The sequence below is a fragment of the Streptomyces sp. SID8352 genome, assembly GCF_009862265.1.
Taxonomy (GTDB): Bacteria; Actinomycetota; Actinomycetes; order Streptomycetales; family Streptomycetaceae; genus Streptomyces.
On sequence record NZ_WWGX01000009.1, the window covers coordinates 29,671 to 53,714 of the forward strand.

At 74.2% G+C, this 24,044-nt stretch carries 24 protein-coding genes and 1 pseudogene; 18 read left to right on the top strand and 7 right to left on the bottom strand.

Going from position 1 to position 24,044, the window contains the following annotated elements; translation table 11 throughout:
• Positions 1–236: 236 nt before the first annotated feature.
• Positions 237–1,457 (bottom strand): acetyl-CoA C-acetyltransferase, encoded by a 1,221-nt coding sequence (locus GTY84_RS03355; RefSeq protein WP_161224571.1) that lies wholly within the window; start codon positions 1,455–1,457, stop codon positions 237–239.
• Between the two features lie 495 nt (positions 1,458–1,952).
• Entirely contained in the window at positions 1,953–2,990 is a 1,038-nt protein-coding gene (locus GTY84_RS03360) for an SGNH/GDSL hydrolase family protein (protein WP_161224572.1), read from the bottom strand.
• Positions 2,991–3,156: 166 nt separating this feature from the next.
• On the opposite strand from GTY84_RS03360, the gene GTY84_RS03365 reads away from it, so the two are divergent.
• A complete protein-coding gene (locus tag GTY84_RS03365) occupies positions 3,157–4,545 on the top strand; it encodes a cystathionine beta-synthase (protein WP_161224573.1) in 1,389 nt (462 codons plus the stop codon).
• A gap of 402 nt (positions 4,546–4,947) precedes the next feature.
• On the opposite strand, the gene GTY84_RS03370 is transcribed toward GTY84_RS03365, so the two are convergent.
• Entirely contained in the window at positions 4,948–5,385 is a 438-nt protein-coding gene (locus GTY84_RS03370; protein WP_161224574.1) for a hypothetical protein, read from the bottom strand.
• Positions 5,386–5,748: 363 nt separating this feature from the next.
• On the opposite strand from GTY84_RS03370, the gene GTY84_RS03375 reads away from it, so the two are divergent.
• The 13 genes from GTY84_RS03375 to GTY84_RS03435 all read left to right on the top strand — a co-directional run bounded on the left by GTY84_RS03375 (position 5,749) and on the right by GTY84_RS03435 (position 16,176).
• Positions 5,749–6,618 carry a diiron oxygenase gene (locus GTY84_RS03375; RefSeq protein WP_161224575.1) on the top strand — a complete coding sequence of 290 codons (870 nt, stop codon included), beginning with the start codon at positions 5,749–5,751 and terminating at the stop codon, positions 6,616–6,618.
• Entirely contained in the window at positions 6,615–7,487 is an 873-nt protein-coding gene (locus GTY84_RS03380; protein WP_345943330.1) for a hypothetical protein, read from the top strand. Before GTY84_RS03375 ends, GTY84_RS03380 begins: the two co-directional genes overlap by 4 nt.
• A gap of 1 nt (position 7,488) precedes the next feature.
• Entirely contained in the window at positions 7,489–7,869 is a 381-nt protein-coding gene (locus tag GTY84_RS03385; protein ID WP_161224576.1) for a 4'-phosphopantetheinyl transferase superfamily protein, read from the top strand.
• A 176-nt stretch (positions 7,870–8,045) separates the two neighbouring features.
• Complete coding sequence (locus tag GTY84_RS03390) at positions 8,046–8,285, top strand: acyl carrier protein (RefSeq protein WP_161224577.1); 240 nt, start codon at positions 8,046–8,048, stop codon at positions 8,283–8,285.
• An 18-nt stretch (positions 8,286–8,303) separates the two neighbouring features.
• A complete protein-coding gene (locus GTY84_RS03395) occupies positions 8,304–9,131 on the top strand; it encodes an SAM-dependent methyltransferase (RefSeq protein ID WP_161224578.1) in 828 nt (275 codons plus the stop codon).
• A gap of 7 nt (positions 9,132–9,138) precedes the next feature.
• Positions 9,139–10,089 carry a 3-oxoacyl-[acyl-carrier-protein] synthase III C-terminal domain-containing protein gene (locus tag GTY84_RS03400; protein WP_161224579.1) on the top strand — a complete coding sequence of 317 codons (951 nt, stop codon included), beginning with the start codon at positions 9,139–9,141 and terminating at the stop codon, positions 10,087–10,089.
• A 4-nt stretch (positions 10,090–10,093) separates the two neighbouring features.
• Complete coding sequence (locus tag GTY84_RS03405; protein ID WP_161224580.1) at positions 10,094–11,572, top strand: hypothetical protein; 1,479 nt, start codon at positions 10,094–10,096, stop codon at positions 11,570–11,572.
• Positions 11,569–12,879, top strand: coding sequence for a diaminopimelate decarboxylase (locus GTY84_RS03410; RefSeq protein ID WP_161224581.1), 1,311 nt, complete (start codon positions 11,569–11,571; stop codon positions 12,877–12,879). Before GTY84_RS03405 ends, GTY84_RS03410 begins: the two co-directional genes overlap by 4 nt.
• A 40-nt stretch (positions 12,880–12,919) precedes the next feature.
• Positions 12,920–13,180, top strand: a complete 261-nt coding sequence (locus GTY84_RS03415; RefSeq protein WP_161224582.1) for a phosphopantetheine-binding protein — start codon at positions 12,920–12,922, stop codon at positions 13,178–13,180.
• Between the two features lie 11 nt (positions 13,181–13,191).
• Positions 13,192–14,031, top strand: coding sequence for a hypothetical protein (locus tag GTY84_RS03420; RefSeq protein WP_161224583.1), 840 nt, complete (start codon positions 13,192–13,194; stop codon positions 14,029–14,031).
• Complete coding sequence (locus GTY84_RS03425; RefSeq protein WP_161224584.1) at positions 14,028–14,597, top strand: hypothetical protein; 570 nt, start codon at positions 14,028–14,030, stop codon at positions 14,595–14,597. The genes GTY84_RS03420 and GTY84_RS03425 overlap by 4 nt, the downstream gene beginning before the upstream one ends.
• Complete coding sequence (locus GTY84_RS03430; RefSeq protein WP_161224585.1) at positions 14,590–15,750, top strand: acyl-CoA dehydrogenase; 1,161 nt, start codon at positions 14,590–14,592, stop codon at positions 15,748–15,750. Before GTY84_RS03425 ends, GTY84_RS03430 begins: the two co-directional genes overlap by 8 nt.
• A gap of 36 nt (positions 15,751–15,786) precedes the next feature.
• Entirely contained in the window at positions 15,787–16,176 is a 390-nt protein-coding gene (locus GTY84_RS03435; RefSeq protein WP_161224586.1) for a 4'-phosphopantetheinyl transferase superfamily protein, read from the top strand.
• A 56-nt stretch (positions 16,177–16,232) separates the two neighbouring features.
• Here GTY84_RS03435 and GTY84_RS34840 read toward each other — a convergent pair whose 3' ends face one another.
• From GTY84_RS34840 to GTY84_RS03450, 3 genes are all read right to left on the bottom strand, one after another.
• The gene (locus GTY84_RS34840; RefSeq protein ID WP_161224587.1) at positions 16,233–17,354 is read right to left on the bottom strand and encodes a helix-turn-helix transcriptional regulator; all 1,122 of its coding nucleotides are present in this window, start codon (positions 17,352–17,354) and stop codon (positions 16,233–16,235) included.
• Positions 17,355–17,380: 26 nt separating this feature from the next.
• Positions 17,381–18,139 (bottom strand): alpha/beta fold hydrolase, encoded by a 759-nt coding sequence (locus tag GTY84_RS03445; protein WP_161224588.1) that lies wholly within the window; start codon positions 18,137–18,139, stop codon positions 17,381–17,383.
• 200 nt (positions 18,140–18,339) lie between these two features.
• Positions 18,340–19,587 (bottom strand): MFS transporter, encoded by a 1,248-nt coding sequence (locus tag GTY84_RS03450; RefSeq protein WP_161224589.1) that lies wholly within the window; start codon positions 19,585–19,587, stop codon positions 18,340–18,342.
• 253 nt (positions 19,588–19,840) lie between these two features.
• Here GTY84_RS03450 and GTY84_RS03455 point away from each other — a divergent pair, with 253 nt between their 5' ends.
• The 3 genes from GTY84_RS03455 to GTY84_RS03465 all read left to right on the top strand — a co-directional run bounded on the left by GTY84_RS03455 (position 19,841) and on the right by GTY84_RS03465 (position 21,829).
• A complete protein-coding gene (locus GTY84_RS03455) occupies positions 19,841–20,248 on the top strand; it encodes a metalloregulator ArsR/SmtB family transcription factor (protein ID WP_161224590.1) in 408 nt (135 codons plus the stop codon).
• On the top strand, positions 20,249–20,890 hold the full coding sequence (locus GTY84_RS03460; RefSeq protein ID WP_161224591.1) for a pyridoxamine 5'-phosphate oxidase family protein: 642 nt from the start codon (positions 20,249–20,251) through the stop codon (positions 20,888–20,890).
• Between the two features lie 96 nt (positions 20,891–20,986).
• Positions 20,987–21,829 carry a MurR/RpiR family transcriptional regulator gene (locus GTY84_RS03465; RefSeq protein ID WP_161224592.1) on the top strand — a complete coding sequence of 281 codons (843 nt, stop codon included), beginning with the start codon at positions 20,987–20,989 and terminating at the stop codon, positions 21,827–21,829.
• Positions 21,830–22,001: 172 nt separating this feature from the next.
• On the opposite strand, the gene GTY84_RS03470 is transcribed toward GTY84_RS03465, so the two are convergent.
• Positions 22,002–23,531 (bottom strand): diaminopimelate decarboxylase, encoded by a 1,530-nt coding sequence (locus GTY84_RS03470; protein WP_161224593.1) that lies wholly within the window; start codon positions 23,529–23,531, stop codon positions 22,002–22,004.
• Between the two features lie 202 nt (positions 23,532–23,733).
• Between GTY84_RS03470 and GTY84_RS03475 the strand changes: the two are divergent.
• Positions 23,734–24,044 (top strand): annotated as a pseudogene (locus GTY84_RS03475) (urocanate hydratase); the annotation flags it as partial.

Consider the following 24,044-nt stretch of genomic DNA (forward strand, 5'->3'; position numbering starts at 1 on the left):
TGGACTAACCGTCTGTCAGTGCGTAACGTCACGAAACGGACAGGACTTTGGGCCCCCGGGAGCCCGCTCGACCCCTCTGACCTGCGAGGATTCCCCGCTGAGAGAGGTAGGTCACATCCTGAGGGAGATTGAGTCACAAAACGGCCCAGAACCCAGGGGATTCCGGGGTTCCGGGCCGTCGGGTCACACCGGGTGCCGTCGGGGTCACTGACGGTTTCTCAGCCGGTGGTGCCGGGTCAGCTCAGCCGCTCGACGACCATGGCCATGCCCTGGCCGCCGCCGACGCACATGGTCTCCAGGCCGAACTGCTTGTCGTGCCACTGGAGGGAGTTGATCAGCGTGCCGGTGATGCGGGCGCCGGTCATGCCGAAGGGGTGGCCGACGGCGATGGCGCCGCCGTTGACGTTCAGCTTCTCCAGCGGGACGCCGAGGTCGCGGTAGGAGGGGATGACCTGTGCGGCGAACGCCTCGTTGATCTCGACGAGGTCGATGTCGTCCATGGTGAGCCCGGCGCGGGAGAGCGCCTGCCGGCTGGCCTCGACGGGGCCCAGGCCCATGATCTCGGGGGAGAGGGCGGAGACGCCGGTGGAGACGATCCGGGCGAGCGGCGTCAGGCCCAGTTCGCCGGCCTTGGTGTCGCTCATGATGACGAGGGCGGCGGCGCCGTCGTTGAGCGGGCAGCAGTTCCCGGCGGTGACCAGGCCGTCGGGACGGAAGACGGGCTTGAGCCCCCGGACGCCCTCCATGGTGACCCCCGCGCGCGGTCCGTCGTCCTCGGCGACCACGGTGCCGTCGGGGAGGGTGACCGGGGTGATCTCGCGGTCCCAGAAGCCGTTCGCGACGGCCTCCTCCGCGAGGTTCTGGGAGCGGACGCCGAACTCGTCCATCTCCTGGCGGCTGATGCCCCGCAGCCGGGCCAGGTTCTCGGCGGTCTGGCCCATCGCGATGTAGGGGTCGGGGGTCAGCCGGTCCTCGCGCGGGTCGTGCCAGGTGGTGCCCTCCCGCGCGGCCGTCCCGGCGGTGCGCGCCTCGGCCTCGGCGAACAGCGGGTTGTGGGTGTCCGGCAGGCTGTCGGAGTTGCCCTTGGCGAACCGGGAGACCATCTCGACCCCGGCCGAGACGAAGACGTCGCCCTCACCGGCCCGGATGGCGTGCAGGGCCATGCGGGAGGTCTGGAGGGAGGAGGAGCAGTACCGGGTGATGGTGCAGCCCGGCAGGAAGTCCATGCCCATCCGGACGGCGACGATCCGGGCGAGGTTGTTGCCCTGCTCGCCGCCGGGCAGCCCGCAGCCGAGCATCAGGTCGTCGATGTCCCGGGGGTCGAGTCCGGGGACCCGCGCGAGCGCCGCCTCGATGACGGTGGCGGTCAGGTCGTCGGCGCGCAGGTCCTTCAGGGAGCCCTTGAACGCGCGGCCGATGGGGGAGCGGGCGGCAGAGACGATCACGGCTTCGGGCATCACGGCTCCAGTGGCGGGACGGTACGGACGGGGTGGGGGCGGGCGGGCAGGCGGCGGCGGCCGGGTCGGGGTCGGAGGGGCTGCCTGGGAAGTTACCGCTCCGTAGTGGCCGGGTCACGGGGGGCGGGGTGTGAGATGGGCCCCATGTGTCCAAGCGCTTGCTTGGCAGCGTACGCCGTGACCACGGCCGCTGCCACGGGGGCGCGGCCCCTGCCCTTGGCTCCGTCCTGGCCCGGCCCTGGCTCCGCCCGGGCCCACGCCGGCCCCGGCTCGGCCCCGCCCTGTCCGGAGCGGTCGGCGGCGGGCGACGCACCCGCGCTCCCGCCCCGTCCGGTCGGGTCGGCGCCGCCACCCCGCCGCGCGTCGCGCCGTCCGTGTCCGCCGCTGCCACCGCTGCGACCACCGGTCGCCGGTCACCGTCCCCATGGCCCCCCGATCCGTAGCGGCCCCGGCCGGACGGAGCGGGGTGGGCGGGCCGGTACCCGCCCCGCCCGCCTACCGCGTCGTCCGCTCCGAGGGCTCCGGCTCCGCCTCGGCGACCCGGCGCCTGCGGCGCCGCTTGAGCAGGACCCAGGCGCCCCAGGGCCCCCGCGGTCCCGTCGGGAGCGCGGCGGCGACCTCCGTGCCCGCCTCGTCCGCGGCCTCCGCCGCCGCCCGCGCCACCGGCAGGAACCCCTCGCGCCGGGCGGCGTCCGGCCGCTCCTCCTCCGCGGGCCACAGCCCGAGCGCCGCGCAGACCGACGGCAGCACCGCCATCGCCGCCGTCGCGTATCCCTCGGCCGAGGGGTGGTAGTTGTCGGGGCCGAACAGCTCCCGCGGGTTCTGCGCGAACTCGGGTCCCAGCAGGTCGCCCAGCGACACCGTGCGCCCGCCCTGCTCCACCGCGCCGATGGTCTGCGCCGCCGCGAGCTGCCGCGAGGCGCGCCGGGCCAGCCAGCGCAGCGGCTGCCGCACCGGCTCGATGGTGCCCAGGTCGGGGCAGGTGCCCACGACGACCTCCGCGCCCGCCGTGCGCAGCCGCCGTACCGCCGCCGACAGGTAGCGGACCGAGCGGGTGGCCGGCATCCGGTGGGTGACGTCGTTGGCGCCGATCATGACGACGCAGATGTCGGGGGCCTCGGCCGGGTCGGCCAGCACCAGCGCCACCTGGCGGTCCAGGTCGTCCGAGCGGGCCCCCGGCAGCGCCACCGACCGCAGCCGCACCGGCCGCTCCGCCACCGCCGCCAGCCCCGCCGCCAGCAGGGCCCCCGGGGTCTGCCCGGCCCGGTGCACGCCCTGCCCCGCGGCCGTGGAGTCGCCCAGCATCACCAGCCGCAGCGGTGTCCCGCCCGCCGCGGTCAGGGGGCCGCCGTAGAGGCCCTCGGCGTTCGGCACCCGCTCGGGCGTGCCGCCGCCCACCGCCCGCCGGGCGAGCTGCACCTCGGCCAGCAGCAGCCCGGCCGCCGCGGCACCGGCGAGCCCGATCCCCCCGCCGCCGTACGCCGCGCCGGCCGCGATGCGCCGGGCCACCCTGGCCCTCGACATGCTGGTCATACGTCGCCACCACCTCCGTCGAGCCGTACACCCACTGCTTGCCCCGTACGGACGGTTGCCCAATCCCACCGGTGAGTGAACGGACGGCGCAGGACACCGGCCGGTCGGCAGGCCATAGGGTGGCGGGACCCAGACGACCCCATACTTCGCCGCCCCCGGAGACCACGTGCACTTCCACGACTCGATGATCAGCCTCGTCGGCAACACACCGCTGGTACGGCTCAACAGCGTGACCCAGGGCATCAGGGCCACCGTCCTGGCCAAGGTCGAGTACTTCAACCCGGGCGGCTCGGTCAAGGACCGTATCGCCCTGCGCATGATCGAGGCCGCCGAGCGGAGCGGCGAGCTGCGGCCGGGCGGCACCATCGTCGAGCCGACCAGCGGCAACACCGGGGTGGGCCTGGCCATCGTGGCCCAGCGGAAGGGCTACAAGTGCGTCTTCGTCTGCCCGGACAAGGTGTCCACGGACAAGATCAACGTGCTGCGGGCGTACGGCGCCGAGGTCGTCGTCTGCCCCACCGCCGTCGACCCGGAGCACCCGGACTCGTACTACAACGTCTCCGACCGGCTGGTGCGCGAGACGCCGGGCGCGTGGAAGCCGGACCAGTACTCCAACCCGCACAACCCGCTCTCGCACTACCACTCGACCGGACCGGAGCTGTGGGAGCAGACCGAGGGGCGGATCACCCACTTCGTGGCGGGCGTCGGCACCGGCGGCACCATCTCCGGCACCGGCCGCTATCTGAAGGACGCCAGCGACGGCCGGGTCCGGGTGATCGGCGCCGACCCGGAGGGCTCGGTGTACTCCGGCGGCTCGGGGCGCCCGTACCTGGTCGAGGGCGTCGGTGAGGACTTCTGGCCGACCGCCTACGACCGCGGTGTCGCCGACGGGATCGTCGCCGTCTCCGACAAGGACTCCTTCCAGATGACCCGCCGCCTCGCCAAGGAGGAGGGCCTCCTGGTCGGCGGCTCCTGCGGGATGGCCGTGGTGGCGGCGCTGGAAGTGGCGAAGCCGCTCGGCGAGGACGACGTGGTGGTGGTCCTGCTCCCGGACAGCGGGCGCGGTTACCTTAGCAAGATCTTCAACGACGAGTGGATGGCGGACTACGGCTTCCTGGAGGACACCGGCCCCAGCGCCCGTGTCGCGGACGTCCTGGACGACAAGGCGGGCGGCTCCATCCCGTCCCTCGTCCACATGCACCCGGACGAGACCGTCGGCCAGGCCATCGAGGTGCTGCGCGAGTACGGCGTCTCGCAGATGCCGATCGTCAAGCCCGGCGCCGGCCACCCGGACGTGATGGCCGCCGAGGTCGTCGGCTCGGTGGTGGAGCGGGAGCTGCTGGACGCCCTGTTCACCCGGCGCGCCTCGCTGGAGGACCCGCTGGAGAAGCACATGTCGGCGCCGCTGCCGCAGGTCGGCTCCGGTGAGCCGGTCGCGGACCTGATGACGGTGCTCGGCGCGGCCGACGCGGCCATCGTCCTCGTCGAGGGCAGGCCGACCGGCGTGGTGAGCCGCCAGGACCTGCTGGCGTTCCTCGCCAAGGGCACCGGATGAGGTGACCCCGGCCCGCGGCGGCGCAGGCCCTCCCGGCGGCGGACCGGCCCCGCCGGGAGGCACACACCCTCCCTCGCCCGCGCGGGACGGCGTCCGACGCGCGGGACCCGCACCGGGCGGACCGGCGGCGGGCGGGGACCGGGCGGGGACCGGCGCACCGGGCACGGGCCGCCGTCCGCACGGAAGCGGAACGCGTGCGAAACGCGCCCGCAGCACCGGCGTCGCACGCCTGCGCGAGAGTGGGGCGCGTCGGCGTCACGGACCCGCCGGAGCGGCTCCCGGACCTCCGTGCGCGCCGAGGGCGCCGTGCCCGGCCGCCGGGCCGGGTCCGGACGTCCCCCGCGGGGACCCGCCGCCGTCCCGCCCCCGGAGACGGGGGTGCGCGGCGGTCCCCGCGCGGCCTCAGTCCTTCCAGGTGTCCTCGTCGCCCCCGGGGCGGCGGGCGCGGGCGAAGAGGCCCGGGTGGGAGCGGGCGGCCTGGACGATGTTGACGCCGACGATGCCCGCCCAGGCGACCAGCAGCCCGGGGAGCCGTCCGACGCCCCCGCCGATCGCGGACAGCGGAATGGCCAGGACCAGCGAGACGATGCCGAAGCCGAAGCGCTCGCCGAAGGAGTCCGTGGACCGGGGCGAGCGCGACTCCCGCGCCGCCGTCATCCGCTCCTCCGCGAGCACGCGCCGCACCCGCCGCTCGACCGCGCCGTCGATCCGCCGGTCGATCTTCTCCAGGAACGACTCCACCAGCGCCGCGTCGTACTCCTCGCCCAGGTCCCTGCGGGCCCGCAGGGTCGCGTCGAGTTCCTTCGTCAGGTCAGGGTCCCGCCCGTCCGTTGCCGTCACGCTGTCACCGTAGGCGACGGGTCCGGCGGGGACACTGGGGTTAGCCCCCGGCTCCGGCCGGGGGCGGGCGGGAGGGCCGGCGTCGGCGGGCGCGGAGCGGGACCGCCCGCCGGAGCAGCCGTTCCCGGCCGGTGCGGCCGGGCTGCCCGGACCCGGGCATTCACCTTCCCTTTCCCCGTGCGGTTCCACCGTCCGGCGCCGGGGTTTGCGGCCCCCCGCCTTTCGGGGTTGACCGGTCCAGGACAGTCCGCTTTCGGTTGTTGCCACTCCTGATAGGGCTCCCTAACGTAGTTGACCGTGTCGGATTAAAAAACGGCGGGCAGTTGCCACTGGCGACCGCCAGGACGACGCGAGGGAGTGGGCATGGTCAGTTCTCTCATTCAACGGGATGAGCGGTTCCTGACGATCCTGGACCGGCTGAGCAGCAAATCGGTCGAGGAGTACTACAACCCGTACAAGCTCTTCGAATGGCCGGACACCCTGCCGGAGGACATGTGGTGGATGAGTCCCGAACTCACCACCACCCACGGGACACCGGCGGCCGAACGGCTCGGCCCGGAGCGGCTCCACGCGCTCTCGCGGCAGGAGAGCATCAACTTCTACAGCCTCAATGTGCACGGCATCCGCGAACTGCTCATCGAGGTGACCCGGCGCATCCACACGGCGGGTTTCGAAACCCCTTCGCAGTTCTTCCACCACTTCATCGGTGAGGAGAACGAGCACATGTGGTTCTTCGCGGAATTCTGCCTCCGCTACGGCGGGAAGATATACCGTCAGCCCGGCGGGGTCGCCGCCGACATTCCCCGGTCCCCCGTCGAGAGCCTGCTGGTCTTCTCCCGCATCCTCATATTCGAGGAACTGGTCGACCACTTCAACTCCCGGATGGCCCTCGACGACCGGCTGCACGACACCATCCGGGCCATCAACCGCATCCACCACCAGGACGAGTCCCGGCACATCGCCTTCGGCCGGGAACTGGTCGCCGCGCTCCACGCCGACGTCCGGAGGAACGCGGGCGAGCGGGAGCTGGACGACATCTCGGACTACCTCAAGCGGTACATGACCTTCAGCTTCGAGTCGCTCTACAACCCGCAGGTCTACCGCGACGCGGGCATCGACAAGCCGCAGGAGCTGCGCCGGGAACTGCTGGCGGGGCCCGCCCGCGCCGAGTTCGAGGCATCCGTCTTCCGCAAGACCGCCAAGTACCTGCGGAAGACCGGGATCATCCGGTGAGCCCCGGCCCGCACCGCACCGGGGACTTCACCCGGGGCCGGGACGGCACCGCCGGGGACGCGCTGGTGATCCTGCCGCCCGGGCCGACCGCCCTGCTGCGCGCCCTGGACCGGGTCTTCGCCGGATGGGGCACGGCCGCCGGAGCCGACGAGATCCTGCCGCCGCCCCTCTACCCGGTGTCCGACCTGGAGAAGTTCGACGTCTACGCGAACTTCCCGCACCTCGCCCTGGCCGCCGCCCCGCTCGACCTCGAACACGGCGGCGGCAAGCCCGAGGCGGGCCGTTTCCGCCCCGGCGACCTCCGGGGCGCCCGGCTCGGCCTGCCCCACGCCACCTGCTACGGCGCCTACCTGTACTACGAGGACACCCGGCTCCCGGGCGACACCCTCGTGACGCTGGTCAACCGCTGCTTCCGGCACGAGGACCACTACGACGGACTGCGGCGGCTGCTGAGCTTCCAGATGCGGGAGATCGTCGCGCTCGGCTCCTTCGAGCACACCCAGCGGGTGGTGACCCGGTTCGCGGAGGTGATCGCTGACTTCGCCGGGGCCCTCGGCCTGCCCCTGGACAAGCGGGCGGCCACCGACCCGTTCTTCGAGGCGGACGGGGCGCGGGCGCTGCTGGCGAGGCTCAGCCCGGTCAAGTACGAGTTCCAGGCCGGCGGCCTGGCCATCGCCTCGGTCAACACCCACCGCAACTTCTTCGGCGAGCGGTGCGGCATCCGCCTGGCGCCGGACGGCGGGCACGCCTTCACGAGCTGCGTCGCCTTCGGGCTGGAACGCTGGGTCGCGGTGCTGCTCGACCACCACGGCCGGGACGCCGCGCGCGCCCTGGACGCCGTGGAGCGGGCCGCGGGAGAGGTCTCCTGACGTGGACGCGGGACGGGTCGGCATCGATCTGGTCCCCTACGGCAGGGTCCGGGAACTGCTGGCCGCCGACGGACGGCCGGCCCTGACCCGGATGCTGTCCGCCGAGGAACAGCGGCTCCTGCGCACCGGGCGGGAGCCGGACGTCCCCGGCATCGCCGGCCGGCTGGCCGCCAAGGAGGCCGTCTTCAAGCTGTTCCGGACCGCCGGGCAGACCCTGCCCTGGCAGGACATCGAGATCCTCCGGGAGGAGGGCGGCTGGCCCGTGGTGCGGCTGCGCGGACGCGCCGCCCGCCTCGCCGCCGAGTCCCTGGTCGGCGCCATCGCGGTGAGCATCGCGCACGACGACCCCTGCGCCATCGCGATCGCCTACTCCGGCGCCTGACGGCCGCCCCGCCCCGGGCGCGCCCCGCCGGACCGCCGCACGGCCCCCCGCGCACCGCCGCCGCACGGCCCCACCGCGCACCGCCGCACGGCCCCACCGCGCCGCACGGCCCCACCGCGCACCGGCGCACCGCACCGTCCCCACCCCGACAGGCCCACCCGAGCGAGGAGTTGGACATGGCTTCGGCAGGAATCGAAGACGTACGCGCGTGGATACTCGGCCGCCACCCGGACCGCACGTCCGTGTCGGACGACGAGAACCTCATCGAGAACCGGCTCGTCGACTCGCTGTCCTTCGTCGAACTCGTCTACACGATCGAGGGCGCGAGCGGCGCGGAGATCGACTTCGACGCCATCGACATCCAGGACTTCCAGACCCTCTCGGCCATCGAGAAGGCGTTCTTCGCGACCGTCTGACCCAGGAGGGAGCACACCATGGAAGCCGTTTCCTACACGGCCCAGTGGACCGCGGCCGCCCGGGCCGTGGAGTCCGAGCGCGACGGCGACGCGCTGTTCACCGATCCCTACGCCCGGGACCTCGCCGCCCCGCGCGGCTTCGAACTGCTCGCGCGCTACGGCGGCGGAGGGCTGCTGCCCTTCATCGCGATCCGGACCCGGTACTTCGACGACGCCGTCGCGGACGTCCTGCGGGAGACCGGCGCCGACCAGATCGTCCTCGTCGCCGCCGGCATGGACACCCGCGCGTTCCGGCTCGACTGGCCCGCCGGCGCCACCGTGTACGAGGTCGACCACGCCGCGCTCATCGACGAGAAGCGTGAGCGGCTGCGGCGGCTGGGCGCCGAGGCCCGCGCCGACCGCCGCGAGGTGCGGGCCGACCTGGCCGGCGACTGGCTCCCCGCGCTGGCCGCCGCGGGCTTCGACGCCTCCCGGCCCACCGTGTGGATCACCGAGGGACTGCTGTTCTTCCTCACCGAGGACCAGGCCGCCGGACTGCTGCGCACCCTCGGCTCGGTCTCCGCGCCCGGCAGCCGCCTCGTGGTCGACTTCGTGAGCCGGGCCCTGCTGCGCAGCCCCTTCTCGCAGAGCTTCCTCCGGGGGCTGCGCGAGGACGGCACGCCCTGGCGCTTCGGCACCGACGAACCCGAGCGGTTCCTCGCCGGGACCGGCTGGAAGACGCACGAGGTGCGCGAGCCCGGCGAACCCGGCGCGGGCGAGGGCCGCTGGCCCTACCAGGTGCAGCCGCGCGAGCGGCGCGGCGCCTCGCGGAGCTGGCTGGTGCGCGCCGAGTACGTCGGGGAGTGAGGCCGGCATGCCGACCGCCACCACCCTGGAACGCGTCGAGTCCTTCCTCCCCGACCGCAGCGTCCGCATCGACGACGTCGCGGACCGCCTCGGGCTCCGGCGCCCGGAGATCGGCGTCTTCCGGCGGATCTACGGTCTCGACCGGCTCCGCTTCGACCCGGACGGCGGGCTGTTCGACCTGGTCCTGCCCGCCGCCCGCAGGGCGCTCAAGGCGCTGCCCGAGGGACGCCGCGTCCGCTACGTCGTCTACGCGCACACCGTGCAGACCGTCACCCCGCCGCACATCGACGCCGCCCAGGTGATCCGCCAGGACCTGGGCCTGCACGACGCCGAGGCGTTCGCCCTCAGCCAGCAGGCGTGCGTCAGCAGCCTCGGCGCGATCGACCTGGCCGGGGAACTGCTGCGGGCCGAGGCCCCGGAGGGCGCCTACGCCCTCATGGTCACCGGTGAGCGGGCCTACTCCCCGAAGGTCCAGCTCATCCCCAACAGCGCCATCATGGCCGACGCCGCGGCGGCCTGCCTGGTCACCGTGGGCGGCCCCGGGGACGAGGTGAGGTCCTTCACCACCCGCACCCTGGGGGAGTTCGCCGCCGGACTGGAGATGACCCGCGAGCAGATCACGCGCTTCGGGCAGGTCTACGGCACCGTGCTCGGCGAGGTCATCCACGAGGCGGTCGCCGCCGCCGGACTGGACTTCGACGACATCGACCTCGTCGTGCCGCACAACGTGAACACGGTGTCCTGGCGGCAGACCATCAAGGCCATGGGCGCGGATCCCGCGAAGTTCTTCCTGGACAACATCCCGCGCTACAGCCACACCTACGCCTCGGACGTGTTCGTCAACTACACGACCCTGCGCGAGGGGGGCCGCCTGGTGGACGGCGGGCACTACGTCCTGGTCTCCGTGGGCCTGGGCGCCACCTTCGGCGCCATGGTCATCACCCACAGGGCGCGGTGATCCGATGACCGACCGCACGCGCCCCGCTCCGGCGGCCCCGGCCCCCTTCCCCGGCCTCGCCGGGGGACCCCCCGGCGCCGCGGACCTCGCCGGCACGGACCGCACCCGCACGGACCTCACCTACACCAAGGACCTGAAGGAGGCCCTCACCAAGGACCGCGACGCCCGGTTCGTCTGGCTGTGCAACTTCGAGGTCGAACGCCGCTGGGCCCGCTCCTACACCGGACTGCCCGCCGTGCGGGGCTCCGCCACCACCGCCACCGTGCAGCGCATGGAGGAACTCGGCGCGCTGCTCGCCGAGCCCGGGGACCACCTGCTGCTGGACCGCCCCCTGGACGAGGGCTACCGGCGCTACGCCGACGCCCTGGGCCTCGGCACCCCCACCGGACTCGTCACCCCGGCACCGGCGGGCGACGCGGGCACCGCCGAGGCCGTGTCGCGCTCCCCGGAACTCCTCGACCGGCTGCGCGAGCTCGCCCGGCAGGGCGCCTGGCTCATGCCGATGGGCGTCTCCGACCAGGAGGAGCACCTGGCCCGGCTCACCGGCCTGCGCCTCGCGGTGCCTCCGGCCGCCGTCCACGAGCGGGTCAACAGCAAGATCTACAGCCGCCGCGTCACCGAGGAACTGGGCCTGCGCACCATCCCCGGCCACTGCTGCGAGACCGTCGGGGAGCTGCACCGCGCCCTGGACGAACGGTTCCGCGACGACCCGGGCCCGGTCGTCGTCAAGGACGCCTTCGGCGTCTCCGGCCGCGGGCTGGTGGTCCTCGACAGCCGCCGCAAGGCCGACCGGCTGCTGCGCATGGTCGACCGGCGGGCCGCGAGCAGCGGGGACGACCGCCTGCACGTCGTGGTGGAGGCGTTCCTGCCCAAACGGGCCGATCTGAACCACCAGCTCACCATCGACCGGGAGGGCCGGGTCCGCCAGGACTTCGTCAAACAGGCCATCACCGCGGGCGGCGTGCACCTCGGCCACGTCAGTCCCGCCGGCCTCGACGCCGTTCAGCGGGACGAACTCGCGGCGACGGCGCAGGCGTTGGGCGGGAGGCTGTACGAGGACGGCTTCACCGGCATCGTCGGTGTCGACGCGCTGCTCGGCGCGGACGGGCTCGTCTATCCGGTGCTGGAGATCAACGCCCGTCTCAACATGTCCAGTTACCAGGGCAGGGTCACCGAGCTGTTCGGCCCCGGGCAGGGGATCACGCTCGCCCGCCACCACACCCTGCGCCCGGCGGCCCCGGTCGCCTTCGAGGAGGTCACCGAGGCGCTAGGCCCGCTCCTCGACCCGCCGCTCGGCCGGGACGGCCTCGTCATCACCTGCTTCGGCACCGTCAACGCCCAGGCGCCCGCGTCCCCCGGGACCCCGTTCGAGGGACGCCTCTACACGATGCAGTTCGCCGCCGACCGGGCGGGACTGGACGCCCTGGACCGGCGGGTCACCGAGGCGCTGAGCCGCTTCGACACCACCGGGAGGACCTCATGACCGGCCCGCACCGCGTCCAGGGCATCGACATCACCGCACTCGCCGAACGGTTCGGCACCCCGCTCTACGTCTACGACGCCGACGTCCTGCGCGACGTGTTCACCGGCCTGCGCGAGCGGCTGCACCCGGCCGTCGACGTCTTCTACTCCCTCAAGGCCAACCCCAACGTCGCGGTCTGCGAACGGCTCGGCTCGCTCGGTGCCGGTGCCGAGATCTCCTCGCTGGCCGAGCTGATGACCGTCCGGCGGGCCGGCATCGCCCCCGAGGACGTGATCTTCCTCGGCCCCGGAAAGACCCCCGCGGAGCTGGAGGCCTGCGTCACCGCCGGCCTGTACGCCGTGGTCTGCGAGTCCCTCGACGAGGTCGCGGAACTGGAACGGCTCGCCGCCGCACACGACGTGGCCGACCTGCCGGTGCTGCTGCGGATCAACCCCGACTTCCGGACCAAGGGCTCCGGCCTCGCGATGAGCGGCAAGCCCCGCCAGTTCGGCATCGACGCCGAGGTGCTGCGCCGTTCGGCCGGGGCGCTCGCGGGACTCGGCCGGGTTCGGGTCCGGGGCTTCCACGCCTACATGGGCACCCGGTTCCTCAACGCCGACGACATCGTCCACAACACCCGCGAGATCCTCGCCCTGTCCGGCGAACTCGCCGGGCGGCTCGGCATCGACCTGGACACCGTGGACTTCGGCGGCGGCTTCGGCGTGGCCTACTTCGACAACGAGAAGGACCTCGACCTCGCCACCACCGTCGACGGCGTCAACGAGGCCGTGGAGTCCTTTCTGCGGGACCACCCCGGCTGCCGGCTCATCAACGAACTCGGCCGCTACCTCGCCGCGCCCTGCGGCACGTACGTCGTGCGCGCGCTGTACGTCAAGCAGTCGCTGGGCGAGACGTTCGTGATCGCGGACGGCGGCACCAACCACCACATGGCCGCCGTCGGCATCGGCAGCTTCGTCAAGCGCAACTTCCCCATCCGCTCGCTGAGCCGCCCGGACGAGGACCCCGCGCACACCTACACCGTCACCGGGCCCCTGTGCACCCCCAACGACGTCGTCGGCAAGAAGGTCCGGCTGCCCCGCGTCGTGCCCGGCGACCTCATCGGCGTGGAGCGCTCCGGCGCCTACGGGCCCAGCGCCTCGCCCGGACTCTTCCTCAGCCACGGCTACCCGGCCGAGGTGATGGTGCACCGGGGCACGGCCCACCTGGTCCGCGAACGGGACCGCGCGGAGGAACTGCTCGCCAAGCAGCACACGGTGGGACCCGACCCCGACCCCGGCCCCGCCCCCGAATCCGGCGCCCGCCCCTGACCCCCGCCGCCCCGCCCCCGCCACGCCGAAGGAGAAGCACATGGAACGCCACACCGCGGTCGTCGCCATCGAGACGGCCCTGAGCGAGGTGCTGGAACGTCCCGTCAGCGGACTCACCGAGGGCACCCGGCTCTTCGACGACCTGCACCTGGACTCCACCTCGGTCCTGGAGATGCTGATGGCACTGGAGGACGCCATCGACATCTCCGTCGACCCGGAGAACCTCGACATGGAGGACTTCGCCTCGGTCGGCAGCCTCACCGACTACGTCCTGTCGCAGCAGGCCCCGAGCGGAGTGTGAGGCACACCGCCATGCCGACCCTCCTCGCCGCCTCCGGGGTGGTCTCCCCGCCCGCCCGGCCCTTCGACGACTCCCCGGAGGACCTCGCCCACCACCGCGCCCTGGCCGCCTCCTTCGGGGCCGAGGTGGAGGAGCGACTGCTCCGCGACGGCCCCAACGTCGGCCACCGCGACCTCGTGGACCGCCTCGCCCGCGCCGACGGCGTCCGGGACAGCGACCCCGATCTGGTCGTCGTCGCCCACGCCCTGCCCGACCTCACCCCCTTCACCGCCATCGCCCCCCACCTCGACCACCTGCTCGGCGGGCGGTCCGTCAACTTCGGCATCCACCAGCAGGGACTCGCCGCGCCGTTCACCGCGCTGCGCGCCATCGACGCCTTCCAGCGCGCCGGACGCGCCGGGCGGGCGGTGCTCGCCGTGCTGGAGCAGACGACCCTGCCCACCCGTTTCCCCCTGGTGCACGACAACGGGCTTGTCGACTCCGGCGTCGTCCTGGTCCTCGGCACCGGTGACGGGCCCCGGCTGGCCGGCGTCGAGACCGTCCCCGCCACCGGCGACCCCGTGCGGCGGCTCGCGGAGCTGACCGCCGCCGACCCGGAAGGCACCCTCCTCGTCACCGGCCCCTGGACCGACCACGAGGCGCTCCGCCCCGTCACCGCCACGACGACCCCCTACCGGGTGAACCGGGGCACCTACGCCACCGGGCTGTGGCTGGCCCTCGCCCGCCAGTGGCGGCTCTGGTGCCGGCACCACCGCACCGTGGTCCTCTGCGACACCGACCCGCGCTCCGGCGACACCCACGTCGCCGTGCTCGCCACCCGGTCCGCGCCCCCGGCGGGGGGACCGCGATGAGCGCCGCGCGGGACCGGATCGGCGCCTTCGCCACCGCCCTGGACGAGTGCCACGACGCGGCCCTGCCCGGCGGCGCGGTCCCCTCCGGCACCGGCTGGGCCGTGGCCTCGGCCGAACGGCTCACCGGCGGCGGTCCGCTGCCCGGCACCCACGGCCGGCTCGCCGCCCGCCGCGCCGGGGGACCGGCGGACCCGGCCGCGTACGGCACCTTCTGCGGAGCGCTGCTGCGCCTGCAGTGGCGGACCCTCGCCGAGACCCTCGACGACGCCGTGCACCGGCTCGGCGGCCGGGAGTCCGAGGGCGGCGCGCTGCTCGGCCGTCAACTCGTCCGGGGCGCCGTGGCCGACGTGGCCCTGGTCCTCGCCGAGTCGCACGACCTGCTGGACCTGCCCGGGCCGGGGCCCGCCCGGCGCCACCGGGTGCACCGCGACCTGGTGGCCGCCGGACGGACCACGCTCCGGCTGCACGGGGCCCACGGCTTCACCGCCGAGGGACCCGGACCCCTGCTCCATCTGACCGAACTGCTGGGCAACACCTATCTGCACCCCGAGGCCGCCGATGACTGACACCCTGCCCCGGCGGGCCGTGCTGCTGCGCGACCACGTGCGCGAGGCCGCCGCCGGACTCCGCCCGGTCGGCCTGGAACTCGACCGCGATCCCACGGCCGTGGACCGGTGGCTGGACCTGCCCGCGGTCGACCTGATGCGCCGCAGCACCGTCCCGTCGGAGTACCTGGCCGCACCGCTGCGCATCGGCCCGTACACCTACGACATGCGGTCCTGTCTGGAACACACCCTCACCATCGAGGAACTCAGCTACGGCGACGCCGGGTTCATGCTGGCCTGCCCGGGACCGCTGATGTCGGGCGTCGCCGTCGACGCGCTCGGCGACGACAAGCAGCGCCACGCCTACTACGAACGGCTCGCCGGGCCCGGGCCCGTCTGGACCTTCTTCGGCCTGACGGAACCGGACAAGGGCTCCGCCGCCGCCGAGCTGCGCACCGAACTCCGCCCCGACGGCGACGGGTTCCGTCTCCACGGGGCCAAGCGGTACGTGGGCAACGCCGCGTTCGCCCAGCTCGGCGTCGTCTTCTGCCGGCGCGCGCCGGGCCCGCTCGGCATCGAGGCCGTCCTGGTGGACACCGCCGACCCCGGCTACCGCGCCGAACTGATCCCCACCGTCGGGCTGCGCGGCGCGCGGATCTCCGCCATCACCCTCGACGGGGTGCGCGTCGAGCGCGAGCACGTCCTCGGCCACGACACGCTCAAGCCGAGCCGCCGGGGGCTCGTCGGCGCCATCCGCACCCTCCAGCGCTTCCGGCCGGTGCTCGCGGGCACCGCGCTGGGACTCACCCGTGCCGTCCTCGACCATGTGCGGGTGCGCCGGCCGGGCCTCGCGGGCGCCGCCCGGCACCGCCTGGAGGACCTCCAGGACCGGCTGGCCGCCGCCCGGCACCGCAACCACGCCGTCGCGGCGGCCATCGACGCGGGCACCGTGCGGGCGGACCGCGTCGCCGGGATCAAGACCCGTGCCGCCGAACTGGCCGAGGCCGCCACCCTGGCCGCCGCGGAACTGCTCGGCCCCGCGGCCCTGCTGGAGGACCCGTGGCTGGAGAAGGCGTACCGGGACGCGCGGGCCTTCGAGTTCATGGAGGGCACCGGCCACATCCAGCGGCTCGCGGTCTTCCAGGGCGTCACCAGGGGCACCTTCCTGCCCTGACGCCGCCCGCCGCCGACACAGAGACGGGAGCCGGACGTGTGGATCGGCATCGACGTCCTCGCCGAGGACGAACTGGAGGGGCTGCTCGGCCGCCCCTGGTTCCGCGCCTATGTCTACGACGCCGGCGAGCTCGCCCTCGCCGACGGTCTCGGGGCCGGCCGCGCCCGCGAGTTCCTCACCGGGCGGTTCGCCGCGAAGGAGGCCGCGCTCAAGGTCATCGGCACCGGGGTGCGGGCCGGGGTGACGCCCCGGCAGGTGGCCGTTCTGCGCGACGGGAACGGCGGCCCGGTCGTGCGGCTCTCCGACGCCGCCGCCCGGCACGCGCGGGAGCGGGGCATCGGCACCGTCCGGGTCTCCATCGCCCACAAGCGGGGCCTGGTGGTGGCCGCGGCGATCGGCGTCCCGGACCCCGCCCCGCCGCCCTGACAGGTGCGGCGGGGCGGGGTCCGGCGGGGTGCCCGGCCGGGCGGCCCCGCCGGGGCTCAGCCGACGAGACCGTCGACCAGGCCGGCGTTGGCCGCGGCGACGCCCGCCTGGAAGCGGCTCTCGGCGCTCAGCTCCTCCATGATCACGGAGATGTGGCGCCGCAGCGTCCGCGAGGAGATCCCGACCCGGCGGGCGATGACGTCGTCCTTGAGGCCCGAGGCGAGCATCCGCAGGATCGAGCCCTTGACGCTGTCGAGGGCCGATTCCGGCGGATTGCCCCCGGTGAAGGCGCACGCGGACTGCCAGACGTTCTCGAACAGGCCCCGCAGGAGATTCACGATCACCGGCTCGTACACGGCGGTGACCAGGGGCCCGCGGCCGGCCGCCGAGTCGGTCGGCAGGAAGGCCGCCTCGTGGTCGACGACGACGAGGAAGTGCGCGATCTCCTCGGAGGTGCGGACGTCGACCCCCGCGTCCCGGTTCTGGTGCAGGGTGGCGCGGAAACTCGGGTGGGACATGGCGGTGTGCGGGAAGAGGGTGCGCAGGGCCACCCCGCGCTGGGCCGCCTCCTGGGAGAGCACCTCGGTCTCGGTCAGCAGATTGGTCTCGTGGCTGCTCACCGGCCACATGGTCAGGATCTCGTCCGAGCCGCGGCGGATGGAGTCGGCCAGCCGCAGCGTCACCTCGCGCGGGTCCTCCAGGATGGCGACCAGCTCACCGCGCCGCTGCGAGCGCTGGTGCCGCTGGTAGGAGGCGAGGAAGCGGCCCAGCCGCTGGTGGATGCAGGCCACCTCGCGCCGCTTCTCGTGGATCAGCGCCTCGACCGGCAGGACGAGTTCGACCTGCGCGGAGTCCGGGTCGGTGGCGGTGTAGGTCAGCTGTTCCGCGCAGTACCGGACCAGTTTGAGATCACGCAGGCGCGTCATGATCCATTCGGCCGTCGCCACCGGCAGGCCGAGGGCGGTGGCCGTCTCCCGCGCGGTCACGGCGTGGCGGGAGAGCGCGTACTCGTAGGCGCGGACCGAGAGTTCGTCGTCGCTCCCGTCGCGCCGCGGCAGCGCCGCTGGGCGTAATCGGGCGTCGCCGTCCGGTGCGGGGGCACGGGGTACGGGAAGGGGGTCGGGGGCGGACGGGGAGGGGGCGTGCGGCGCGCTGGGTGGGGGGATTTCCCGCGTCACTGTTTTCCGTCCTGTTCATCCGGCGGTCAGTGAATGTCTGCCAAAAGGGTTTTGGTGATTTCTTCGGCCACGGTCTCCGTCTGGTCGTTCAGAAAGAAATGGCCGCCCGGGAAGCGCTTGACGCGGAAATCCGCGGAGGTGTGCCTGCGCCAGCCCTGCTCGCCGCCGTCCGTGACATAGGGGTCGGATTCGGCCAGCAGGAATGTCACGGGGCAGCCGACGGTCGCGTCGGGGGAGGCGAGATAGCGCGAGTTGGCGCCGTAGTCGTTCTTCACCACGGCCAGGACGGGGCGCAGGAACTTGGGTTTCTCGAACACCCTGGCCGGAATCGACCCGAGTTCCCGGAGTTCGGCCACGATCCCGGCGTCGTCGCGCGGGGTGTGCGCGCCCAGGCCGTCGGAGGGGGCGCGGCGCCCGGAGACGATCAGATGGACCGGGCCGCCGCCCGCCGCCTCCAGACGGCGGCTGACCTCGAAGGCCACCACCGAGCCGAAGCTGTGGCCGAACACGGCGAGCGGTGTCCCGATCCACTCGCGCAACTCCCGGGTGATCCGGTCGGCGAGCGGCCCGACGTCCGCGACCGGTGGCTCGTCACGGTTGCCGGGGCGGCCCGGGTACTGGACGGAGAGCGCCTCGACCGACCCGGGCAATGCGGCCGACAGTGCACTGTAGGCCGTCGCCGAGGCGCCCGCATAAGGGCAGCAGACCAGGCGGACGGCGGATTCTCGGTGGGGGGAGAGTCTTTGTATCCATGAATTGCCGCTTGCTGTCTCTGGGATCTCCATTGTGCCTTCCGTGCGGAGCCCGTACGGCCAGTGGAAGAGAGATGCATGTGTGCTGCATTCGGACGCTACTGTCGATGACTGGGTGTGTCAATGGCGATGGTGCCGGTGTGTGCGGGGGTGTGGCGGAAATGCGGCGGGTGAATCCGGACGGACGGGGGAGGGTCGTGCGCGGTGAATGCCGCCGGGCGTTTTCCGGGGCGTCACGGGGTGCGCGGAGCCGCCTCCCGCTGAGCGGGTGCCGCGGGTGCGGAGGCGTCCGCGGCGCGCTCGGTCCGCCCACTGAGCGCGGTGGCCCCGGCCGCGGCGAGCACGAACGCGGCTCCCGCCCAGGCGATCCAGGCGGCCCCGGCCCCGTCCAGGAGCCCGGCGCCGAGCACGCTCGACAGCGAGATCGCCAGGTACATCACGGCGGCGTTGAGGGAGACCGCCAGCGGTTCGGTGCCGGGGGCGGCGAGGGCCATCACCCGCTGCTGCTGCGGCGCGGTCACCGACCAGGAGCCGATTCCGGCGACGGCCGTCAGGGCGACGGCCACCGGGTAGGAGGAGTGCGCGAGGGCCGTCAGCGCGAACACCACCGTGAGCAGCAGCGTCGCCCCGATCACCACCGCGCGCGGCCCCCTGCGGTCGGCCAGCCGGCCGGCCGTGAGGTTGCCGACCGTGCCCGCCAGGCCGAACACCAGCAGCAGGACGGCCACCTTCCCGCCGTCGCCGCCGGTGGCGGGCTCGAAGACGGCGCTGATGTAGGTGTACGGCAGGTAGACGCCGACGAAGGCGATCAGGGTGCCGGCCAGCACCCCGACGACCCTGCGGTCCGCGAGTGGCGCCAGCCGCTGCCGCAGCCGGGTCGGGCCGCCGACCGTGACGTCGGGCAGCCGCAGGGCGATGACCGGGGCCACCAGCAGGGCCAGGGCGGTCACGAACCACATCGTCGCCTGCCAGCCCCACGCGTTGCCGATGGCGGTGCCGAGCGGTGCGCCGAGGGCGAGCGATCCGGTCAGGCCGACGGTCACGATCGCGATGGCCCGGCCCCGGTGCTCCGGACCGGCCAGGGTGGCCGCGGTGGCGCCCGCGTTCGGCGTGAACATCGCCGCGCCCGCCGCCGCCACCACCCGGGAGGCCAGCACCAGCGGGTAGTCCGGGGCCAGCGCGGTCACCACGTTGCCGACGGCGAAGATCAGGAGCGCGGTGATCAGCACCGTGCGCCGGGACCAGCGGGAGGTGAGGGCCGCGAGCACCGGCGACAGCAGCGCGTAGGCCAGGGAGAACACGCTCACGAGCTGCCCGGCGGCCCCGACGGAGACGTCCAGGGAACTGCTGATGTCGGGCAGCAGGCCCGCGATGACGAAGGCGTCGGTGCCGACGGCGAAGGTGCCCAGCGCCAGCACCGCGGCGTGGCTTCGCCAGACCGGTCCTTCCGGTGCGCTGACGGTCCGCGCGGCTGAGGTCATGGAGGGGCTCCGTGGTTCGATGGGCGTCGACTTGGTCGACAACCATCGTAATAGATGGTCGACATGTATCGTAGATGTCGATGGACATCGACATAGGGACCCGCCGCACGCCGGGCGCGCGGCGGGTCCCGGTGGGCATCGACGGCGGTGGGGGTGGCGGCGGGCGCCGGTGCGGGGCCCGCCGCCGGTACGGACCGACGGGACGCGCATCCGGGATGCCGCCCGGCACGACGGGGTCGAACGGGAGAAGATCATGGGAACGCTAGACGCGACGCGGCTGCCGCAGCCGGACCTGGCCGCGGTGGAGATCCAGGCCGTGCTGCAGTGCCTGGCCGATCCGGTCAGACTGCAGATCGTGCGGCTGCTCACCGACCAGGGGGAGGCGCCCTGCGGCGGCCTCGACCTCCCGGTGAAGCGGTCCACCGTCTCCCACCATCTGCGGACGCTGCGCGAGAGCGGCCTGGTGGAGACGCATCTGCGGGGCAACACCAGGGTCAGCCGGGTCCGCCGGGCGGAGCTGGACCGGCGCTTCCCCGGCCTGCTCGCCTCGATCCTGGACGCCCCGGCCGCCGTCCCCGCGCCCGTTCCCGCCCCCGCGGCGGACCCGGACGACGCCGTCGCCGCCGGCCCCGACGGCACCGGACCAGGAGGAGGACGCTAGATGGGACGCTACGCGCATCTCGCCTACACCGAGAGCGTGCGCCGGGCGCAGGAGGAGAACGGCAGCGCCCAGGTGGGCCTGCGGGCCCTCGCGCAGGGCGACCCGGGCCCGGATCCGCTCGGCCCCGACGAGGCCGCGTTCATCCGCGGGCGCGACGGCTTCTACCTCGCCAGCGTCGGCGAGACCGGCTGGCCCTACGTCCAGTACCGGGGCGGCCCGCCCGGCTTCGTGCACCTGCTCGACGAGGCGACGCTGGCCTGGGCCGAGGTGCGCGGCAACCGGCAGTACATCACCACCGGGAATCTGGCCGCCGACGGGCGCGTCTCGCTCTTCTTCATGGACTACGCCCGGCAGGCCCGGCTGAAGCTGTTCGGCCGGGCCAGGACGCTCCCGCTCGCGGAGGACCCGGGAACGGCCCGCGTGGTCGGCGGCGTCCGCTCCGACGGCCCGGTCGAGCGCCTGACCGTCGTCGCGGTCGAGGGCCTCAACTGGAACTGCTCGCGGCACATCACCCCGCGCTACTCCCAGGCCGAACTCACCGAGAGCCTCGCACCGGTGCGCGCCCGGATCACCGCGCTGGAGCGGGAGAACGAGCGGCTGCGCGCACGGCTCGCGGAACGCGACGCCCCGGACCCCCGCTGACGCCCGCCCCCTTCCCGCCCGGCGTCACCGCCTCCGCCCGCGCTGTATAACGGTATGCAGGATTCGGGGTGTGTGAATACGGCGAGGGGGAGCGGCATGAGCGGGAGCGACAGCCCGGCCGCGCGGTTGCAGGCGCTCTTCGAGGGGCACCGGCTGACACCGACCCAGCGGCGCATCGCCCACGGGATGGTGCGGCGGGCGGCCGACGTGCCCTTCCTGTCCAGCGTGGAGCTGGCCGAGCTGGCCGGGGTCAGCCAGCCCTCCGTGACCCGCTTCGCCGTCGCGCTCGGCTTCGACGGCTATCCGGCGCTCCGCCGCCACCTGCGCGAACTCGCCCCCCTGGAGCAGCCCGCCGACGCGGGTGTCTGCAACGAGTACCAGCAGGCCGTGGAGGCCGAGATCGAGAACCTGCGGCACCTCGCGGAGGCCCTGGCCGACCCCGGCCCGGTGCGCGAGGCGGGCCGCCTGCTGTCCCGAAGCCGCCCCCTGCCGGTCCTCGGGCTGCGCGCCGCGGCGGCCCAGGCGCACGGCTTCGCCTACTTCGCCGCCAAGGTCCACCCGGACGTACGGCTGCTCAACGAGGGCGGCACCGTGCTCCTCGACCGCATCGACGCCACCGCCCGGGCCGGGGCCGGTGCCCTGCTCTGCTTCGCCCTGCCCCGGCACCCGCGCGAGGTCGTCGACGCCCTCGCCCACGCCAAGGGGGCCGGCCTCACCGTGGTCACCGTCGCCGACTCCGCCTTCGCCCCGGTCGCCAAGATGTCCGACCTGCTGCTCCCCGCCGCCGTCGGCACCGGGCTCGCCTTCGACACCGCCTGCGCGCCGATGCTGCTGGGCCGGGTGCTGCTGGAGGCGATGTGCGACGGCCTGCCGGACGCCCAGGCCCGGCTGGAGGAGTTCGACGCCCGGGCCGCCTCCCGGGGCCTGTTCGTGGAGTGAGCCCGCCCGTGCGGCGGCCCGCGTTCCCGGACGCGTCCCGGCCCCGGTCGGCCCGTCCGCCCCGGGCCCCGGCCCCGTCCCGGCCCCCAGGGGCAGGGGGCCGGGCCCCGGCGGCCCACGCACCGGGTGATGGTCCATCCGGCCCCGGCCCCGGCCCCGGCCCCGGCCCGGGTCACCCCGTGCCGTCCCCGGGGGCCGCCGTCGCCGCCCGGGCCGCGTCCACCAGGGCGTCCGCCAGGGCTCCGCCCGATTCCGCCACGATCTCCGCCACCGTCTGCGGCTCCCGCACCGTCGCGAAGGACACGCCCCCGGCGGCGTCCGCCGTGTAGCCGTACACCCCGGGCCGCGCCAGCGAGTTGTAGGCGTAGTGGTGGGCGAAGTAGTACGCCCCCGTGTCCAGCGCCGCCGCGTAGTCGCCCTGCTCCAGCGGCGGCAGCGGCCGGGCCGCCGCCAGCAGGTCGCCCGCGAAGCAGGCCGGGCCCGCCACGTCCTGCACCACCTCCGGCCCCCGCTTCGGACGGCCGGCCCCGTCGTACGCGGCGATCCGCAGCGGCCAGGAGGCCGGGGCGTACACCGTCCGGGCAGCCACCTGCGCGCCCGCGTGCGTCACCGCGATCCGGCGGCCCCCGGCGCTCTTGGCGTACTCCACCCGCGCCACCAGCGTGCCCTCCTTGGCCAGCAGCGACCGGCCGAACTCGGTGACCAGCCCGTACCGTCCGTCGAACAGCCCCGGCACCGCCTCCCGCAGCGCCCGCGCGTACGCCCCGTACGTCGGCGACGTCTCCTCCGAGGCGAAGTTCACCGGCAGCCCGCCGCCGATGTCGAGGGTGTCGACCCGCCGTTGCCCGGCCCGCGCGTTGATCTCCTCCGCGAGGGCGTGCACCGCGCGCACGCCCTCGGCCATCAGCGCCGGCGGGATGCCCTGGGAGCCGGTGTGGGTGTGCAGCCGGGTCAGCCACGGCCGGTCCAGGAAGGCCCGCACCACCCACTCCCGGGCCCCCTCGTCGCGCAGCGCCACGCCGAACTTGGAGGTCGCCGTCGCCGTCGACAGCGCCTCGATGGAACCGCCCCCGACCTGCGGATTGATCCGCAGGCCCAGCGGCGAACGGCCCTCCCGCCCCGGCGAACGGCCCTCCCGCTCCGCGACCAGGGCGTCCAGGCGCCGCAGTTCCTGCGGATTGTCCGCGTTGACGGCGACGCCCAGCGCCAGCGCCTCCCGCAGTTCCTCCGGGGTCTTCGCGGGCGAGTCCAGCACCGTCCGCCCCGCCGGGACCCCCGCCGCGCGCGCCAGCGCCAGCTCACCGGGGCTCGCGACCTCCGCGCCGATGCCCTCCGCCGCCAGCAGTCGCACCACCGGCACCAGCGGCGCCGCCTTCACCGCGAAGGCGTGCAGCACCGGCGTCCCGGGCGCCGCCACCGCCGCGAACGCCTCTCGCAGCGCCGCCGCCGACTCCCGGATGCCGGTGACGTCCAGCAGCCCGGCCAGCGGCGCGCCCGGCCCGAGGAGCCCGCGCTCCACCGCAGCCCGCACCGCCGCGTCCCGCCGCGCCGCCCGCGCCCGCCCGCCGTCGTGCCCGCCGCCCCCATCGCCGTCCTGCCCGCCGCCCCGCCCGAGGTCGCGCGCACCGCCGGGTCCGTCCGTCGTCCGTCCGTCCCCCGCGCCGTGCCCGCCGCCCGCCGTGCCGTGCGTGCCCTCGCCCATGCCCCGCCCGTCCCTTCCCGTCGACGACATCCCCTGACGACTTCCCCGTGACGGCGCGGCCGGTCACACCCGCGCGGCGCGCCCCGCCGCGGCCCGGCCGTATTGACTAGCTCTATTCAGATAGCCAGGATGTGAATATCTGCAGTACTCCGCGCGTGCGGTGATGAGCAGCCGCCGGGAGCGACCCACCAGGAGGCAGACCATGTCCGGACCCCGTCCTGTCCGAGCCCCGCGCGGCACCCGGCCGAGTGCCCTGGGCTGGCAGCAGGAGGCCGCCCTGCGGATGCTGCAGAACAACCTCGATCCCGAGGTCGCCGAGCANCCCGACAAGCTCGTCGTCTACGGCGGCACCGGCAAGGCCGCGCGCGACTGGCGCTCCTTCGACGCCATGGTCCGCACCCTGACCACGCTGAAGCAGGACGAGACGATGCTCGTCCAGTCCGGCCGCCCGGTCGGCGTGATGCAGACCCACGAGTGGGCCCCGCGCGTCCTCATCGCCAACTCCAACCTCGT